Source organism: Ralstonia sp. ASV6 (genome assembly GCF_016429285.1).
Lineage (GTDB): Bacteria > Pseudomonadota > Gammaproteobacteria > Burkholderiales > Burkholderiaceae > Ralstonia > Ralstonia flaminis.
On the sequence record NZ_JAELUI010000003.1, the window covers coordinates 34000 to 50197 of the forward strand.

Annotated in this window: 16 protein-coding genes and 2 pseudogenes; 9 read left to right on the forward strand and 9 right to left on the reverse strand. The window is 63.7% G+C overall.

Features of this window, described 5'->3' with window-relative positions; translation table 11 throughout:
• The first annotated feature begins 89 nt into the window (after window positions 1–89).
• The gene (locus JHD73_RS00940; protein WP_199026730.1) at window positions 90–599 is read left to right on the forward strand and encodes a gluconokinase; all 510 of its coding nucleotides are present in this window, start codon (window positions 90–92) and stop codon (window positions 597–599) included.
• 12 nt (window positions 600–611) lie between these two features.
• Here the strand turns inward: JHD73_RS00940 and JHD73_RS00945 are convergent, their stop codons facing one another.
• The 3 genes from JHD73_RS00945 to JHD73_RS00955 all read right to left on the reverse strand — a co-directional run bounded on the left by JHD73_RS00945 (window position 612) and on the right by JHD73_RS00955 (window position 3257).
• The gene (locus JHD73_RS00945) at window positions 612–1424 is read right to left on the reverse strand and encodes a hypothetical protein (protein WP_199026731.1); all 813 of its coding nucleotides are present in this window, start codon (window positions 1422–1424) and stop codon (window positions 612–614) included.
• Between the two features lie 77 nt (window positions 1425–1501).
• The gene (locus JHD73_RS00950) at window positions 1502–2464 is read right to left on the reverse strand and encodes an alpha/beta hydrolase (protein ID WP_199026732.1); all 963 of its coding nucleotides are present in this window, start codon (window positions 2462–2464) and stop codon (window positions 1502–1504) included.
• A gap of 100 nt (window positions 2465–2564) precedes the next feature.
• Complete coding sequence (locus tag JHD73_RS00955; protein ID WP_199026733.1) at window positions 2565–3257, reverse strand: TetR/AcrR family transcriptional regulator; 693 nt, start codon at window positions 3255–3257, stop codon at window positions 2565–2567.
• A 33-nt stretch (window positions 3258–3290) separates the two neighbouring features.
• Between JHD73_RS00955 and JHD73_RS00960 the strand changes: the two genes are divergently transcribed.
• The 4 genes from JHD73_RS00960 (at window position 3291) to JHD73_RS00975 (ending at window position 6268) form a co-directional block, all read left to right on the forward strand.
• On the forward strand, window positions 3291–4400 hold the full coding sequence (locus tag JHD73_RS00960; protein ID WP_199026734.1) for a DUF2855 family protein: 1110 nt from the start codon (window positions 3291–3293) through the stop codon (window positions 4398–4400).
• Window positions 4401–4561: 161 nt separating this feature from the next.
• Window positions 4562–4996 carry a YeeE/YedE family protein gene (locus JHD73_RS00965; protein WP_199026735.1) on the forward strand — a complete coding sequence of 145 codons (435 nt, stop codon included), beginning with the start codon at window positions 4562–4564 and terminating at the stop codon, window positions 4994–4996.
• A 1-nt stretch (window position 4997) separates the two neighbouring features.
• A complete protein-coding gene (locus JHD73_RS00970) occupies window positions 4998–5411 on the forward strand; it encodes a DUF6691 family protein (protein WP_199026736.1) in 414 nt (137 codons plus the stop codon).
• A gap of 47 nt (window positions 5412–5458) precedes the next feature.
• Window positions 5459–6268: a c-type cytochrome gene (locus JHD73_RS00975; protein WP_199026737.1), complete on the forward strand. Its 810-nt coding sequence runs from the start codon at window positions 5459–5461 to the stop codon at window positions 6266–6268.
• Window positions 6269–6378: 110 nt separating this feature from the next.
• On the opposite strand, the gene JHD73_RS00980 is transcribed toward JHD73_RS00975, so the two are convergent.
• Complete coding sequence (locus JHD73_RS00980; RefSeq protein WP_199026738.1) at window positions 6379–7212, reverse strand: hypothetical protein; 834 nt, start codon at window positions 7210–7212, stop codon at window positions 6379–6381.
• Window positions 7213–7357: 145 nt separating this feature from the next.
• Complete coding sequence (locus JHD73_RS00985; RefSeq protein ID WP_199026739.1) at window positions 7358–7939, reverse strand: tetratricopeptide repeat protein; 582 nt, start codon at window positions 7937–7939, stop codon at window positions 7358–7360.
• A gap of 290 nt (window positions 7940–8229) precedes the next feature.
• Between JHD73_RS00985 and JHD73_RS00990 the strand changes: the two genes are divergently transcribed.
• Complete coding sequence (locus JHD73_RS00990) at window positions 8230–8811, forward strand: TetR/AcrR family transcriptional regulator (protein ID WP_199026740.1); 582 nt, start codon at window positions 8230–8232, stop codon at window positions 8809–8811.
• Between the two features lie 13 nt (window positions 8812–8824).
• Here JHD73_RS00990 and JHD73_RS00995 read toward each other — a convergent pair.
• Window positions 8825–9560: pseudogene (locus JHD73_RS00995) on the reverse strand (glycosyltransferase family 2 protein).
• A 9-nt stretch (window positions 9561–9569) separates the two neighbouring features.
• Between JHD73_RS00995 and JHD73_RS01000 the strand changes: the two are divergent.
• Both JHD73_RS01000 and JHD73_RS01005 read left to right on the forward strand, forming a co-directional pair.
• Window positions 9570–9782: pseudogene (locus JHD73_RS01000) on the forward strand (hydroxymyristoyl-ACP dehydratase); the annotation flags it as partial.
• Between the two features lie 23 nt (window positions 9783–9805).
• Window positions 9806–10075: a hypothetical protein gene (locus tag JHD73_RS01005; protein WP_199026741.1), complete on the forward strand. Its 270-nt coding sequence runs from the start codon at window positions 9806–9808 to the stop codon at window positions 10073–10075.
• Between the two features lie 75 nt (window positions 10076–10150).
• On the opposite strand, the gene JHD73_RS01010 is transcribed toward JHD73_RS01005, so the two are convergent.
• The 3 genes from JHD73_RS01010 to JHD73_RS01020 form a co-directional block, all read right to left on the reverse strand.
• Window positions 10151–11068: an OmpA family protein gene (locus JHD73_RS01010; RefSeq protein WP_199026742.1), complete on the reverse strand. Its 918-nt coding sequence runs from the start codon at window positions 11066–11068 to the stop codon at window positions 10151–10153.
• A gap of 203 nt (window positions 11069–11271) precedes the next feature.
• On the reverse strand, window positions 11272–11838 hold the full coding sequence (locus tag JHD73_RS01015; protein WP_199026743.1) for a single-stranded DNA-binding protein: 567 nt from the start codon (window positions 11836–11838) through the stop codon (window positions 11272–11274).
• A gap of 46 nt (window positions 11839–11884) precedes the next feature.
• Window positions 11885–13048 (reverse strand): MFS transporter, encoded by a 1164-nt coding sequence (locus tag JHD73_RS01020; protein ID WP_199026837.1) that lies wholly within the window; start codon window positions 13046–13048, stop codon window positions 11885–11887.
• Between the two features lie 224 nt (window positions 13049–13272).
• Here JHD73_RS01020 and uvrA point away from each other — a divergent pair, with 224 nt between their 5' ends.
• Window positions 13273–16137 carry an excinuclease ABC subunit UvrA gene (gene uvrA, locus JHD73_RS01025; RefSeq protein ID WP_199026744.1) on the forward strand — a complete coding sequence of 955 codons (2865 nt, stop codon included), beginning with the start codon at window positions 13273–13275 and terminating at the stop codon, window positions 16135–16137.
• Window positions 16138–16198 lie beyond the last annotated feature (61 nt).

Below are 16198 nucleotides of genomic sequence, written 5' to 3' on the forward strand. Positions count from 1 at the left end.
AATTGCTGCACCGCAGCAGCAAAAATCTGCGGCCGGTATCGTCAACGCGCTAACATGCCGGACTGACGTTTTTGCCAGTGGGAAGCGTGATGATTGTTGTAGTGATGGGTGTTTCGGGTTGCGGCAAATCGACGGTGGGCCAGAAGATTGCCGAGCGTCTGGGCTGCGCCTTCCGAGATGGCGATGAGTTCCACAGCGAAGCCAACCGCGCCAAGATGCACGCCGGCATCCCGCTCAACGACGACGATCGCAAGCCCTGGCTCGAATCCATCCGCACCTACATGGACGAGACGACGAACGGCGGCGGATCGCTGGTCGTTGCTTGCTCCGCACTCAAGCAGCGCTACCGCGACGTGCTGCGCGGCAAGACCGGCAACACCGAGTTCGTCTACCTGAAGGGCGACTTCGATCTGCTGCAAGGCCGCCTGGCTGCCCGCAAAGACCACTTCTTCAACCCAAATCTGCTGCGCAGCCAGTTTGACGCGCTGGAAGAGCCGACTGACGCCATCGTCGTCAACATTGCCCTGCCGCCCGAGAGCATCGTCGATGAGGCTGTCACGCAACTGCAGACACGCGCAACACATCGCCCCGCGGCCTGACCCTCGGGCGCGCTAGCTGCGCACAAGCTGCTGTAGCACGGCTTGCACTGCGCCGTTGCAGACTCGGCTCATGCGGTCCTGCTCTTGCGGCGTATCGATCTGTTCGTGCGCCTGCAAGCCCAGTTGGATGAGCGACTGCGCGCGCGGCAGCCAGTGACGCGTCAACTGTGTCTCCAACTCGGCTGCAATGCGATCCGGATCGCCAAAGTACAGCCGCCCGCCGTATTCGCGCTGGATCTCCTTGCGGATCACCTCTGCTGCACGCGGCAGCACGGCGCGGTTGACGGCCACGTGGCGCAGCTCGTGCTCGCGGATGGCGTTGTAGGCGCAGCTGCCGGGCGCGAACTCACGCGCCACCGTCACGCGAAAATCACTGAGGATCAACTCCACATCCACCGAGGGCCGCAGGCACGTGGTGGGCGGTTGGGTCGGCAGCGCGATGTAGTGCGTGGTGACGTCAAACTGCGCACCGAGCGTGGCGTAGGTTTTGCCCAGTACACGGGCGGCACGGTCGTAAGGCGGTGCCTCGGCAGTGAGCTGGCTGACGGAACGGTCATTGGTGAACGTCAACGGTGTTTCATTCGCGTGCACCGTCACGCTCATCGGCCCGAGCTTTTCGTCGCAGATCTTCAGCCAGTAGCTCTTGGGGGCCGATGCGCTGACCGGCGTGGCAGTCCCGACCATCTGTCCGCTGCCAGCTGCCGCGGCAACGGTCTCAATGGGCGCAAACCGGACATCGGCCAACCGCGCACGGTAATGCCGCGTCCACACACCCGCGCCGGCAACGCATGCCAGCGCCAACCCCAAAACCAACACCCGACGCATGCTGGGCTCCCCGTCTGCGCTTGCCTGACTGGGGCGCGAGCATTCATGCGGGGCGACCGGTCAGTTCATTGGCAACATCATGCCGGCGTCAGTTCCACCGGTTCTTGGTTCTCATGTTGGGCGGCGACCAGTTGTCTGATCTGCTCACCCGATCGTTTGAGCGCAATGCGCGCCTCTGGAAGGAAAGGATAGAAGATCGGCCACACGTGCGGAAGCCGGCGGCCCATTTCCACCGAAACGGATACCCCGGCCGCCTGCGCGCGCTCAGCCATTCGGAGGGTGTCATCGCGCAGCACCTCGCTTGTGCTCACGTAGCAATGCAGTGGCGGCAGACCCGCAAAGTCGGCGTACAGCGGCGACACCAGCGGGTGATCCACCGGCATGCCCGAATCGCCCAGGTAGATCGTGGCGCCATAGGCCATCCACGCCCCGCGGAACATCACGTCGGAGTCATCGTTGTCGATCAGGCTCTGGCCGGTGGCGGCCAGGTCCGTCCACGGCGAGTAGAGAATCGCGCCGGCCGGCAGAGGGTCCCCCGCATCGCGCAGCGCCACCAGCAGCGCCAGCGCCAAGCCGCCCCCCGCCGAATCGCCCGCCACCACGATCTGCGCTGGCAGCACACCTTGCGCCAGCAACGTGCGATAGCTGGCCAGCGCGTCTTCAATGGCTGCGGGAAACGGATGCTCGGGCGCCAGGCGGTACTCCGGCACGTGCACGCGTGAGCGCGCATGCGTGGCCAGGCCGATCGTGATGGGGCGATGCGTACGGGGGCTGCAGAAGAAGTAGCCGCCGCCGTGCAGATAGAGCACCACGGGTGGTGGGTCGTCCAGCATGTCGAGGTCGGCAGGTTCGATCCACTCGCCGGTCAGGCCGCTCCTGGCAGGCACGATGCGCCAATCCGGCGGCAACTCCACCGGCGACGGCATCTTCCGCTTCTCCGCGCCGATGCGCGTGGCAACAGGGTCAAAGGGCTCCCGCTCGGTCGGCCGCTTGATCTGCCGGCGCACTTTCCATGAGACGACCCAGTTCTGCCAACTCATCGCGCGGCCCTCAACAGCAAAATTCCAGCCTAGCGAGGATGCGTTGCCCAGACAATCGGTTCGCACCCTTGTTTGTACACAGTGTCGGCACTATGCGACATCAAGCAACGTCTTGCGTGGCAGCCAAGGCAACGAGGCAGAGCCGCTCCATCTCGCCGATCCACACGTCGGGTGCGGGTGGCGCATCGGGCAACAGCACGCGGTAACGCCGGGCGCCCCAGATGGCCAGCAGCAATGTCTGCAGCAAGGCGTCCCCGGGCCGGGTCGGCAGGTCGGCACAGGCATCCAGTGCGTGACGCCAGGCGGCGCGCAGTTCATCGAAGAAGCGCCGGTGGTGCTTGGGCTCGGCGATGCGGTCTTCGCGCATCAACATGGCGTGGTCGAAGTACGGCGGATCGAGCGCCTGATCACCGCAGGTCAGGCGCACGAGATGGCGCACGCGGTCGCGCCAAGGCAAATCGGCACGGTCGATCACCTCGCGCTCAATGCGCCCGAGCAGCACCTCGATGGTGTGCCGCACGTAGCCGGAGAGTAGCGCCTCCTTGTTCGGGAAGTACTCGTACAGCGTGCCGACCGAGCAGCCGGCCTCCAGCGCAACAGCGCGCGTAGTGGCAGCCTGTGCCCCGTCGCGCTGCCAAATCCGAACAAACGCGTCATAGATGGCTTGTACGGTGAACTTTGCGCGGCGCTGCGACGGCCGCTTCAGCGGCTTGGCGGGGCCTGCCGGTGCAGTGTTTTCCGCCGGCGCATTTCCGAACCCGGCGCCGGATTGCCGGCGATAGAGTGAAGCCATCAGCCCATCGATCCCAAAAATGAAGGAGACACCATGAACGCCCCCAAGAACGCCCCTTACGAGCGGCTCTTCACGCACAAGCATGCCCTAAACGAAAGCCGGCTGGAACGCGCCGATATGGCCCCCGTGGCCGCCCCCGGCGAGGTCATCTTGCGCCTGGACCGCTTCGCGCTCACCACCAACAACATTACCTACGCGGCCTTTGGCGATGCCATGCAGTACTGGTCGTTCTTCCCCACCGGGCAGGACGGCTGGGGCCACATGCCGGTGTGGGGTTTTGCCGATGTGGTGAGCTCCACGGTGGAGGGCATTGACGTGGGCGAGCGCTTCTACGGCTATTTCCCGATCGCCACGCACCTGCGCATGCAGCCAGAACGGGTAACGCCGCGTGGCTTCTACGATGGCGCAGCGCACCGCCAAGCGCTGGTCTCCGCCTACAACCAGTACACGCGCGTGACGCAGGATGCTGCCTACGACGCGACGCTGGAGAACTACCAGATCCTGTATCGGCCACTGTTCATCACGTCGTTCATGCTGGCGGATTTTCTCTCGGACAACGCCTTCTTCGGCGCACGGCGGCTGGTGTTCTCCAGCGCCTCCAGCAAAACGGCGTATGGCACCGCGTTCTGCCTGCAGGACACGCCGGGGCTCACGCTCACCGCACTCACCTCCGCCGGCAATCGCGCCTTCGTCGACGGCCTGGGGTGCTACCACGACAGCGTCACCTACGATGCACTCGGTACGCTCGCTACCGATGTCCCCACGCTCTATGTCGACTTCTCCGGTGATGCGGCGCTACGCCGGCGCGTGCACGAGCACCTTGGCAACGCGCTGGTGTACGACTGCTTTGCGGGCTCCGCGCAGAACACGGATTTCATCCAATCCGAAGATCTGCCCGGCCCAGCACCGCAGTTCTATTTCGCGCCGGTGCAGATCCGCAAGCGCAACGCCGACTGGGGCCCCGCCGTCGTCACCGAGAAGTTCAACGCCGCACAGCGACGCTTCATCGACCACGTACGCGAACCCGCGCACGGCTGGCTCACCCTGATCGAAGAGCACGGCATGACCGCAGCACAAGCACGCATCGCCGCGCTGCACGCCGGGCGTACACACCCGCGTGAAGGCTATGTGATCCGACTGTGATGCGTGCGCTGGCTGCACGGAGGCCAGCGCCTCGCTCACGCGCTTGAAGACGTGGCATTCCGCGCGGGATGCTTTCGTATCCCTGGTGGGGAACCAACAAACAATCTACAAATTTATATATTATTTGAGACTGAATTGATTTCGCCCCCACCTCTGTTCCCATGTCGATTGACTTTGCGCATTTCACGCCGGGCGCAGCCATGATTGGCGGCCTGATCATCGGGCTGGCCGCTGCCGTGCTGGTGTTGGGCAACGGACGCATTGCCGGCATCAGCGGCATCATTGGCGGGCTGCTGCAGCGCCCGCATGGCGACATGGATTGGCGTATCGCCTTTCTTGCCGGGTTGATGGGGGCGCCGGTCATTGCGGCGCTGCTCGGTCAACCGGTGGTGCCCGACATCTCTGCCGGCTGGGGCGAGGTCATCGCCGCTGGCTTCCTGGTCGGCATCGGTACGCGCTACGCGGGCGGCTGCACGAGCGGCCACGGTGTCTGCGGGTTGTCGCGCGGCTCCGTGCGCTCACTGGTGGCAACGCTCACCTTCATGGCAGCGGGCAGCGTCACCGTGTTCGTGATGCGGCACGTGGTGGGCGGCTGACATGCCGATCGTGATGGCGTTGATCGCGGGCCTGCTGTTTGGTGCGGGGCTCATCGTATCGGGCATGGCCAATCCGGCCAAGGTACTCGGTTTTCTGGACTTGTTCGGCCAGTGGGACCCTTCGCTGGCCTTTGTGATGGCCGGGGCGATTGCGGTGGGGGTGATCGCCTTCTTCATCGCGCGGCGGCGCGGGCGCTCGCTGCTTGGCACGTCGATCCAATGGCCGTCGGCCACGTGCATCACCACGCGGCTTGTGCTCGGCAGCGCGGTCTTCGGTGTCGGCTGGGGCCTCGCAGGGTTCTGCCCGGGGCCAGCACTGGTGGCGCTGGGCGCGGGTGTGCCCAAGGCCATCGGCTTTGTCGTTGCCATGCTGGCGGGCATGGCCGTTTTCAGCGCAATCGAGCGCAAGCGCTAGCCGCGCACACCTCTACAACAACACACAACCAACCCACAGGGGGCAACATGACGCTTGGCAAACTCGGCGCCGCATTGGCGCTGGCCGTCAGCACATCCGCATTCGCACAAACCACACCGAGCACGCTGCCGGTGCCCGACGAAGCCACCATCCCGGCCGGCCCCGTGGGCGACGCCATCAAGCGCGGCAAGCTGATCCTCACCGACACCAAGCGCCAGTTGCCCCATAACGTCGGCAACGGCCTGAACTGCACGAGCTGCCACCTGAACGGCGGCACCACGCCATACGCCGCGCCGTGGGTGGGGCTGACTGCCGCGTTTCCTGAATACCGCTCGCGCAGCGGCGCCGTCATTTCGTTGCAGCAGCGCGTGAATGATTGCTTCCAGCGCTCGATGAACGGCAAGCCGATCGCCTTTGACGGCGAGGACATGAATGCCATCCTCTCGTACATGAAATGGCTCTCGAGCGGCGTGCCCGTGGGCACCAACGTGAACGGTCGCGGCTTCGAGAAGATCGACACTACGCTCGTGCCGAATCGCGAGAACGGCAAGGCGATCTATGCGCAGCGTTGCGCTGCCTGCCACGGCGCCGAGGGCCAGGGCATGCCGAACCCGCAAGGCGGCTACTTCATGCCGCCGCTGTGGGGCAAGGACTCGTTCAACATCGGTGCGGGCATGGCGCGCCTGTACACCGCTGCGCCCTTCGTGAAGCACAACATGCCGCTGGGCCAGGGCGGCACGCTCACAGCACAGGAAGCCGTGGACGTGGCTGGATTCTTTACCCAACAGCCACGCCCCGACTTTGCCGACCGCGCAAAAGATTGGCCCAAAGGCGATCGGCCCAAAGACGCACGCTGACGCAACGGCACCCAGCCAAGAAAAAAGCCTGCGACGTTACCGCCGCAGGCTTTTTCTTTGACACATCAGGACGGTTAGACGTCTCTTCTGTGTGAATCCCCGCTCAACACTCAGTTGACCTTGAGCTGACCGCCACGGCCCAGGCCACCCTTCACGTCTTGAGCCTTGTAGCTGCGCAGCGCAACGACCATCTTGTTCCAGGCATCAATAAAGGCGACCACCGTGGCCTTGCCTTCCGGCGTGCTGGAGAAGCCTGCCAGACCGCCGCCCACGCCACCGCCAAAGCCGGCCAGCACAGCGCCGTAGTTGGTGGCCGTCGAGCTGCCTTCGGCTGCGGCAATCTGCACGGCCGAGCGCACGTCAAACAGCGTCAGCGTCACCACCGATGCCTTCGACTTCACGCTGCCGGCCAGCGCAGCAATCGCGCTGTTGCCCAGCAGGCCGCCCACGGCGCCAGCCACACCGCCGATCGGCGAGTCGTTGATGATGATCTGCGGCTCCATGTAGTAGTCAGCCGCCACGCGCTGGCCCTTCTGTTGCTTGGAGCCAGCACGGTATTCGCCGGAGTTGCGCTGCAGATCGGTGATGCGCGACAGGCGTGCATCGGTCTTCTGGTTGCCGATCGACGTGATCACGAAACAGTTGGACTGCTGAACAGCCAGACGCAGCAGCGGATCGATCGTGGTGATCTTGGTGGCGCTGCCGAACTGGCCGTACCAGTCGGCGTTGCGGCCGTCATCCATGGCGATCGTGCCCAGGGGCGAGGCGCAACGCTCGAGCGTCGGATCTGCGCCTGCACTGGAGCCGCCGGCTGCAGCACCGCTCACGCCGGCGTTCTGTCCGCCCGGGGTCACCATGCCACCGCCGGCACATGCGGCGAGGGATGCAGCGATGACGGCCACACCTGCAAACTTGGCAGTGCGGCTGAAGAGATTGGTTTTCATATTGTTTTGTGGCTCGAATTGAGTCGATTCACGGCTTACGCGTCCTTCGACTCGATAAGCCCCCCTTGGCAAGGCGCACGACGAGTTTTCCCCCTCCCCAAAGCGCCTTGAAAACGCGATAACGCTTTCGCTATCTGATTACCGGTCAGTACCAGTACCAGGTCGTTTGACGCCAAACGCCCAGATACGGGTAACCCGAGTACCAGTAGTTGTAATAGGTGGTGCGCCACTGCGTGCGCCACTTGTAGTCGTCCTGCTCCGACTGTTTCGCCTTGCGCGCTTCGTCGAGCAGTTTCTTGGATTCCTTGTCGCCGCGGCTCACCGCAATCGAGAGCCATTTTTCGGCTTCAGCCGGGTCGGAGCCCATCTCTTCGAGGCCAAACAGATAGAACGCGCCCAGCGCCTTCTGCGCCTGCAGGTTGCCGTGCTCTGCAGCCTCGCGCATCCACACCAGCGCCTGGTAGCTGTCCTGGCGCACGCCGTCACCACGGAAATAGCGCAGACCCAGGTCATAGGCGGCCTTGGGTTCTCGTTTGGCGACTTCCTTGAGGGCCGCGATACGCGGGTTTTCGTCCGGGATATTCGCCTGATCAAAGGCCACTTGAGCCTTGGGCCGATCGGCACACCCACGATCGTCGCAAATCCGCACCACATCGCTGGGCGGTTGAGGCTGGGCACAGGCGGCCAGCCACACGACTGCCCCCAGCATCAGCAAACGATTACGCATTCGTCGACCCCTACTTTTTTATTGTTGCTATCGATTGAGAGGCTTTGTCAGCCTCGGATGGTATGCCCCAGCCGATCGCGCAAAGCCTTCTTTTTCCCGCCCCACCTACGAATTGCGGGCACATGATATAGATCGGTCTACTTTAGCGTCAACTATGTGCAGTTGTGTTACCAAAGCATAAAGCTGGCAAGGCAACAACAGTCTGGGCATGGCTTGGCTGTGGCCGAAATCCACAGGATGCGGCAAGAGGCCGATGCTAAGATGCAAGCCGGCAATCAAGAGAGGTCGCGATGCGCGCAAGCAAGCGCCAGCAAGTGGTGGACAAGGCCAGTGAGCTGTTTTCCCGGCACGGTTTCTACCCGGTCGGCGTCGATTGGATCATCAGCGAGTCCGGCGTTGCGCGCATGACGCTTTATCGGCACTTTTCCGGCAAGGAAGACCTGATCAAGGAAGTGCTGGAGCAGCGCTACACCTTCATCATGAACAGCATGGCCGAGCAGCTTTCGACCATGTCTGACGTCACGGCCCGCCTGAAGGGCATCTTCGACTGGTATGAAGCGTGGTTCCGCAGCCCGGATTTTGCCGGCTGCCTGTTCGAGCGCGCGCTGGCCGAGTTTGGCGCGACCTGCCCCAAAGTGACCGATGTGGCGGTGCGCTACCGCGACGACCTGCTCAACATGATCGAAACGCTCCTCGCGGAGATCGTCCCCGTCGATGCGGCGCGGCAGCTCGCAGGCATTTATGTGATGCTGCTCTCCGGCGCCACAGCCGATGCGCGCGCCGTGGGCGATCCGACTGCCGCCACCCGGGCGTGGCTTGCAGCGCAAGTCCTGCTGAACCAGGCCAGAACCAGCGCACGCGCCATCGCATAAGCCGGCGTCGTCTCTACCAGCCCCGCTGCAAGCGCCGGGCGATCTGCCAGGGCAGACGCAGCAGCCCACCAGCCGTCAGACGCAAGTGCATCCCCACCAGCAGGATGTTGTCGCGCAGATATTGGAAGTGCGACACACCACCTTCGCTCCCCCGGAAGTAACGCACCGGCGCATCCACCCGAATAGGCCGCACACCGGCCCAGCACAAGCGCACAGCCGCTTCGGGGTCGAAGTCGAAGCCGCGCATCCAGGTGTGCCGGCGCATGATGGCGACCAGCGGCGCGATCGGATACACGCGGAATCCGAACAACGTATCGCCAATGCCCGCCCATAGCGTTTCAAGGTCTGCGCACACGTTCGACAGACGCCGCCCCTGCACGCGCAATTGCGGCGCGCTGGCATCAAACACCGGTTGCCCGAGGATCATGGCATCCGGCGCCGCCTGCGAGGCGGCCATGAAGGCGGGGATCAGGTCCACCGGGTGCTGGCCGTCGGAGTCCATCGTCAGCACGTAGGTGAAGCCGCGTGCGGCGGCAGCTTCAAGCCCGGCCTGAATGGCCGCACCCTTGCCCCGGTTGCGCGGCCATTGCCTGCAGGCGCTCGACGCTGCCATCGGTGCTGCCATCAACCACGACCCACACGGGGCTCCATTGCGCGCGGGCGTTGCGCACGGTCTCGTCAAGCTTGACGCCTGGGTTGTAGCTCGGGATCAGGACGAGGTGCGTGGAAGATGCGCCAGTCATCGTCATGGCGTCATGCGTGTGCGTCCACGTGCGGGCTTTCTTGCCAGCGTGCGCGGTGTTGAAGCACACGTCGCGCGGCTCGATACGTTCGACGCACCGCTCGACATTGAAGTCGAGCGCATCAGCGGCGACGGCAACAACGTGCTTTACCGCTTTACCGTGCGCTGCGCCGAGCGCACGCTGCTCACTGGCCGCGCCGCCGTTGTGCTCGACGCGTCCGCCGTATGAATCTGTTTGAGAGGAATCCCGCCGTGAAAGGTCGCCTGTTCCCGCTGTTGCCGCTTGCCGCGCTATGGTTGGCGCTGCTCAGCCCCATGGCCCATGCCGATCTGTCCGAGGTGAAGGAAAACATCAAGCAGGACACGAAGGAAGCTGCCAGAAAGACCGGACACGCCGCCAAGGAAGCCGGCCATGCCACGGCCAATGCCGCACGTGCGGTTGGGCATGGCGTGAAGAACGCCGCGCATGCCACCAAATGCGGTGTGAAGCACGTGTTCAAGAAGCCTTGCGATAGCGATTGACGCTGCCAGTAAAAAACCCGGCATCCGTGATGGACTGCCGGGTTTATATCGACGCCTACCGCGTGATAACGCGATCTACTTTGCGGCCACCGCAAAGGTAATGCGGCGGTTACGCTGACGCCCCTCTGCGCTCGCGTTGTCCGCCACCGGCACGCTGGACCCTGCCCCCGCCGCGTGCAAGCGTTCCTGCGGCACACCTTGGCCCGTGAGGTACGCACGTACCGACTCGGCACGTTCGAGCGACAGCTTCTGGTTGGCGTCCTCATTGCCCTGATTGTCGGTGTGGCCGGTGATCACGATTGTGCGGTCGTCATCCTTCAACAACCCGGCGATATCGTTCAGGCGGCTCTTGGCCTCTTCCGGCAGCGTCGAAGAGCCGGAAGCAAACTCGATGCGCTCATCAAGCAGGTTGTCCGATGCAGCAGCCGCGCCGACTGTGCTTGCATTGGCATCGGTGGTCAATGCCACGTCCGACTTCAACTGGCTGGCGATCCAACCCGGTGCGACGGCGCCAGTAGCAGCGCGCACCGCCTCGCTCGGCGCCACACCGGTCAGTTTCATGCCCTCCGCGCTGGTCTGCAGATCAAAGCTGCCCAGTTGCTTCAGGCGAGCCAGCACGTCAACCGGGCGGGACTGCCACCACACGGCTGGCGCACCCGCAGCAACGGTCAGCTGATCGACCACGTTGTCCTTGCCCCACAGCACGCGTGCGGGCTTGAGCAGGCGCTCCTTCGTCGCCTCGTCGGGCACGGCACCGCTAAGGGTGATCTTTTGCGCGTTACCGGCAAGCCCGATGGCACCTGGCGCTGTGGTGTGCTCGCCCGCCGACGAACCTGTAGACAACGCTGCCGTTGCAGCACCACCGCCCGCCGACGCAGCGTCCTGGCCGCTGATGAATCGCACCGCATAGATGATCACGCCGATCAGCAAAACACCGACCACAGCGGCAACGACGGCAAGGGAAACGCGTTCTGACTGGTCTTCCGTGGACATGCGAAACACTCCCAAGTGGCGCCGCGCAGCCCAGAATGGGCCGGAGCGGATGACGAACCAGCAATCTGACAGATCAGGGATGACTTGTCGACCGCATCACCGTGTTCAACTGTCTGTTGGCAGTGCGGGAAACCCAAATAACAAAAAGCCCGTGGACACAAGGCACACGGGCTTCAACCAACAAAAATTACACGAAGTAGGTTCTAGAACGGAATATCGTCGTCCATATCCTCAAAACCATTCGACGGCGCTTGCTGACGACGTGCACCGCCGCCCTGGCCACCACCTTGGCCGCCTTGGCCACCGCCTTCACCGCCGCGCGAATAGCCACCGCCGCCTTGCTGGCTGCGGCCACCACCGTAGCCGCCACCACCGCCGCCGCCTTCGCCGCCGCGTGAGTAACCGCCTCCACCGCCGCCCTGCCCGCCACCGCCTTCACCGCGGCCGCCGAGCATCTGCATTTGGTCTGCAACGATTTCGGTGCTGTATTGCTTCTGGCCGTCCTTCTCCCACTGACGGGTCTTGAGGCGGCCCTCGATGTAGACCGACGAACCCTTCTTCAGGTATTCACCGGCAATTTCGGCCAGGCGGCCGAAGAAGGCGATGCGGTGCCACTCGGTGGCTTCCTTCATTTCGCCGCTGGCCTTGTCCTTGTAGCGGTCGGTGGTCGCCACGCGAATGTTGGTGACGGCGTCGCCGCTGGGCATGTAACGCGTTTCTGGATCGGCGCCGAGATTGCCGACGATGATGACTTTGTTGACGGACGCCATGATGAGTTTCCGAAGGTAATTGAAGTGATGCCGCCGTAGGCCCGGGTTAGTGTCGGCGCAAAGCCGGCATCTGCATGGGGCTGGCAATTATAAGCCACGCAAGCGCGAGGCCAGCGCATGTCAGGAAAACAGCATGCTGCCCCGCGTGCAGCAAAATCCAGCCGCCGCCGGCACCGCCCGCAAACAGCCCCAATGCCTGCGTCGTGTTGTACACGCCCATGGCCGCGCCCTTGCGCACACCCGGTGCGTACTTCGACACCAGCGAAGGCTGCGATGCCTCCAGCACGTTGAAGCCAAGGAAGTACACCAGCAGCGCGATCGACAGCGCGGTCAGCGTCGGATGCACCTCGCCCAGCGCCAGTTGCGCCACCATGACGAGCGCCACGGCAGACAGCAGCACGATCTTCATCTTGCCGCGCTTTTCCGCAGCAATGATGGCCGGCACCATCAGCACGAACGACACACCCATCACCGGCAGGTAGATCTTCCAGTGCGAGTCGACTGGCAGGCCAGCGGCTTCCAGCATGTGCGGCAGCACGACGAACAACGCCGTCTGGGTGGCATGCAGGGCGAACACACCAAAGTTCAGGCGCAGCAGTTCAGGGTTGTGCAGCACCTCGCGGAACGGCGCTTTGACGTGCTCGGGCGGACGCGGCGCATTGGGCACCACCCACAGCACCACGCCGATAGCGATGACGGCCAGCACGCCAATCGCCAGGAACATGCCCGGCATGCCCACCCAGCGGAAGATGATGGGCGCACTCACGATGGCCACGGCAAACGACACGCCGATGCTGCCGCCGATCATGGCCATGGCCTTGGTGCGGTGCTCTTCGCGCGTGAGGTCGGCCACGAAGGCGATCACCGCAGAAGAAATCGCCCCCGCGCCCTGAATGGCTCGCCCAACGGCAATGCCCGCCACGCTGTGCGAGAACGCCGCCACCAAGCTGCCCACCGCAAAGATCACCAGCCCCGTCACGATGACAGGCTTACGACCGAAGCGGTCCGACAGCCAGCCGTAGGGGATATAGAGCATCGCCTGCGTAAGGCCATAGACGCCAATGGCGAAGGCGACGAGTTGGGTGTTGTTGCCGTCGGGTAGCGTCTTCGCGAACACAGCGAAGACCGGCATGATCATGAACAAACCCAGCATGCGCAGCGCAAAGATGCCGGCCAGCGAGGCCGCCGCGCGCAGCTCAAGGCCGGTCATGCGGCCGGAAGCGGAAGTCATGGATGGGGAGTCGGAAACAGGGTGCAGAAACCGCCGCAAAAAAGCGGCGGCAAGGACACTTGAACGATCTTTCGGACTGCCCCATCTGGGGCCGGGTACCCGCAAAACCGAAGTTCGGTATATTAGCAGGCTTACCCTTTTCCACCCCCTCCGCTGACTGCTGCACCCAATCTGGGCGGGTGGTCCTCAGCGCCAAGCCGCACATGGACGAAATCAAGATTCGTGGGGCCCGTACCCACAACCTGAAGAACATCAACCTTGATCTGCCGCGCAACCAGTTGGTGGTCATCACCGGGCTGTCGGGCTCTGGCAAGTCGTCGCTCGCGTTCGACACGCTGTATGCGGAGGGGCAGCGGCGCTATGTGGAGTCGCTCTCAGCGTATGCCCGGCAGTTCCTGCAGCTCATGGAGAAACCCGACGTTGACCTGATCGAAGGTCTATCGCCAGCCATCTCCATCGAACAGAAAGCAACGAGCCACAACCCGCGTTCGACGGTGGGCACCGTCACCGAGATTCACGACTACCTGCGCCTGCTGTATGCGCGCGCCGGCACGCCCTACTGCCCCGACCACGGCCAACCGCTGGAAGCACAGAGCGTGTCGCAGATGGTCGACGCCGTGCTGGCGCTGCCGGCCGACACCAAGCTGATGATCCTGGCGCCCGTGGTCGCCAACCGCAAAGGCGAGCACGTCGATCTGTTTGAAGCGATGCAGGCGCAGGGTTTCGTGCGCTTTCGCATCCGCTCGGGCGGCGGCACGGCGCATGAGGCCGAAGCGAAAGTCTACGAAGTCGACAACCTGCCCAAGCTGAAGAAGAACGACAAGCACAGCATCGAAGTCGTGGTCGACCGCGTGAAGGTCAACCCGGAGCTCAAGCAGCGCCTGGCCGAATCGTTCGAGACCGCGCTGCGCCTGGCCGACGGCCGCGCCATCGCGCTGGAAATGGACACAGGCAAGGAGCACGGTTTCAGCTCCAAGTTCGCCTGCCCGATCTGCTCGTACTCCTTGCAGGAGCTGGAGCCGCGGCTGTTCTCGTTCAACAACCCGATGGGGGCGTGCCCGCATTGCGACGGTCTGGGCCAGATCACCTTCTTCGATCCGAAGCGCGTGGTGGCCTTCCCGAACCTGTCGCTGGCCTCGGGCGCCATCAAGGGTTGGGACCGCCGCAACCAGTTCTACTTCCAGATGCTGCAGAGCCTGGCAGTGTTCTACGACGTCGACATCGACGTGGCGTTTGAAGACCTGCCGCCCGAGATACAGCAGATCGTGCTGCACGGCTCGGGCAAGCAGCAGATTCCGTTCACGTACATCAACGAGCGCGGCAAGACCACCGTGCGCGAGCATGCGTTCGAGGGGATCATCCCCAACCTGGAGCGCCGCTATAAAGAGACCGACTCCATCGCCGTGCGTGAAGAGCTGGCCAAGTACCAGAACAATCAGCCCTGCCCTGAGTGCCAGGGCACGCGCCTGCGCCGCGAGGCCCGCTTCGTCAAGATTGGCGAGGCCGACCAGGCACGCGGCATCTACGAGATCAACGGCTGGCCGCTGCGCGATGCGCTCACGTATTTCCTGACGCTGAACATGCACGGCGCCAAGCGCGAGATCGCCGACAAGATCGTCCAGGAGATCACAGCGCGGCTGAACTTCCTGAACAATGTCGGGCTCGATTACCTGTCGCTGGAGCGCAGCGCCGATACGCTTTCGGGCGGCGAGGCGCAGCGCATTCGGTTGGCTTCGCAAATCGGTTCAGGCCTGACCGGCGTGATGTACGTGCTAGACGAGCCATCGATCGGCCTGCACCAGCGCGACAACGATCGCCTGATCGGCACGCTCAAGCACCTGCGTGATCTCGGCAACTCAGTGCTGGTGGTCGAGCACGATGAAGACATGATCCGCGCGTCGGACTACGTGGTCGACATCGGCCCGGGCGCCGGCGTGCATGGCGGCCAGATCATCGCCGAGGGCACGCCCAAGCAGGTCGAGCAATCGCCCGCGTCGCTCACGGGCGAATACCTCTCTGGCAAGCGCCGCATCGAGGTGCCCAAGCAGCGCACCGCACCCGATGAGGAACGCTGGCTGCGCATCATCAACGCTTCGGGCAACAACCTGAAGAACGTATCGGCGGACATCCCCATCGGGCTGCTGACGTGCATTACGGGCGTATCGGGCTCGGGCAAGTCCACGCTGATCAACGACACGCTGTATCACGCGGTGGCGCGCCATCTGTATGGTTCGACGCCGGAGCCTGCGGCGCACGACCGCATCGACGGGCTGGAGCATTTCGACAAGGTCATCAACGTCGATCAGTCGCCGATCGGCCGTACACCGCGTTCGAACCCTGCCACGTACACGGGCCTGTTCACGCCCATCCGCGAACTGTTTGCGGGCGTGCCGTCGGCCAAGGAGCGCGGGTATGACCCAGGCCGCTTCTCGTTCAACGTCAAGGGCGGCCGCTGCGAGGCCTGCCAGGGCGATGGCGTGCTCAAGGTCGAGATGCACTTCCTGCCCGACGTGTACGTACCCTGCGACGTGTGCCACGGCAGGCGCTACAACCGCGAAACGCTCGAAGTGCTCTACAAGGGCAAGAACATCACCGAAGTACTGGAGATGACGGTCGAGCAGGCGCACGAGTTCTTCGCGCCGGTGCCGGTGGTGCGCCGCAAGCTGCAGACGCTGCTCGATGTGGGACTGGGCTACATCCGCCTGGGGCAATCGGCGACGACGCTGTCGGGTGGTGAGGCGCAACGTGTGAAGCTGTCCTTGGAGCTGTCCAAGCGCGACACCGGCCGCACGCTCTACATCCTGGATGAGCCGACCACCGGCCTGCACTTCCACGATATCGAGCTGCTGCTCAAGGTCATCTACAAGCTGCGCGACCACGGCAACACGATCGTGATCATTGAGCACAACCTCGACGTGATCAAAACGGCCGACTGGTTGCTCGACCTTGGGCCGGAAGGTGGCGCGGGTGGCGGGCAGATCATCGCCAAAGGCACGCCGGAAGATGTGGCGAAGAGCAAGGCCAGCTTTACCGGCAAGTACCTCGCACCGCTACTCAAACGCAAGTAAGGCGCGCAGGTAAGCCCAAGAAAAAAGCGCAGCTTCGGCTGCGCTTTGTCTTTGGCGAGGC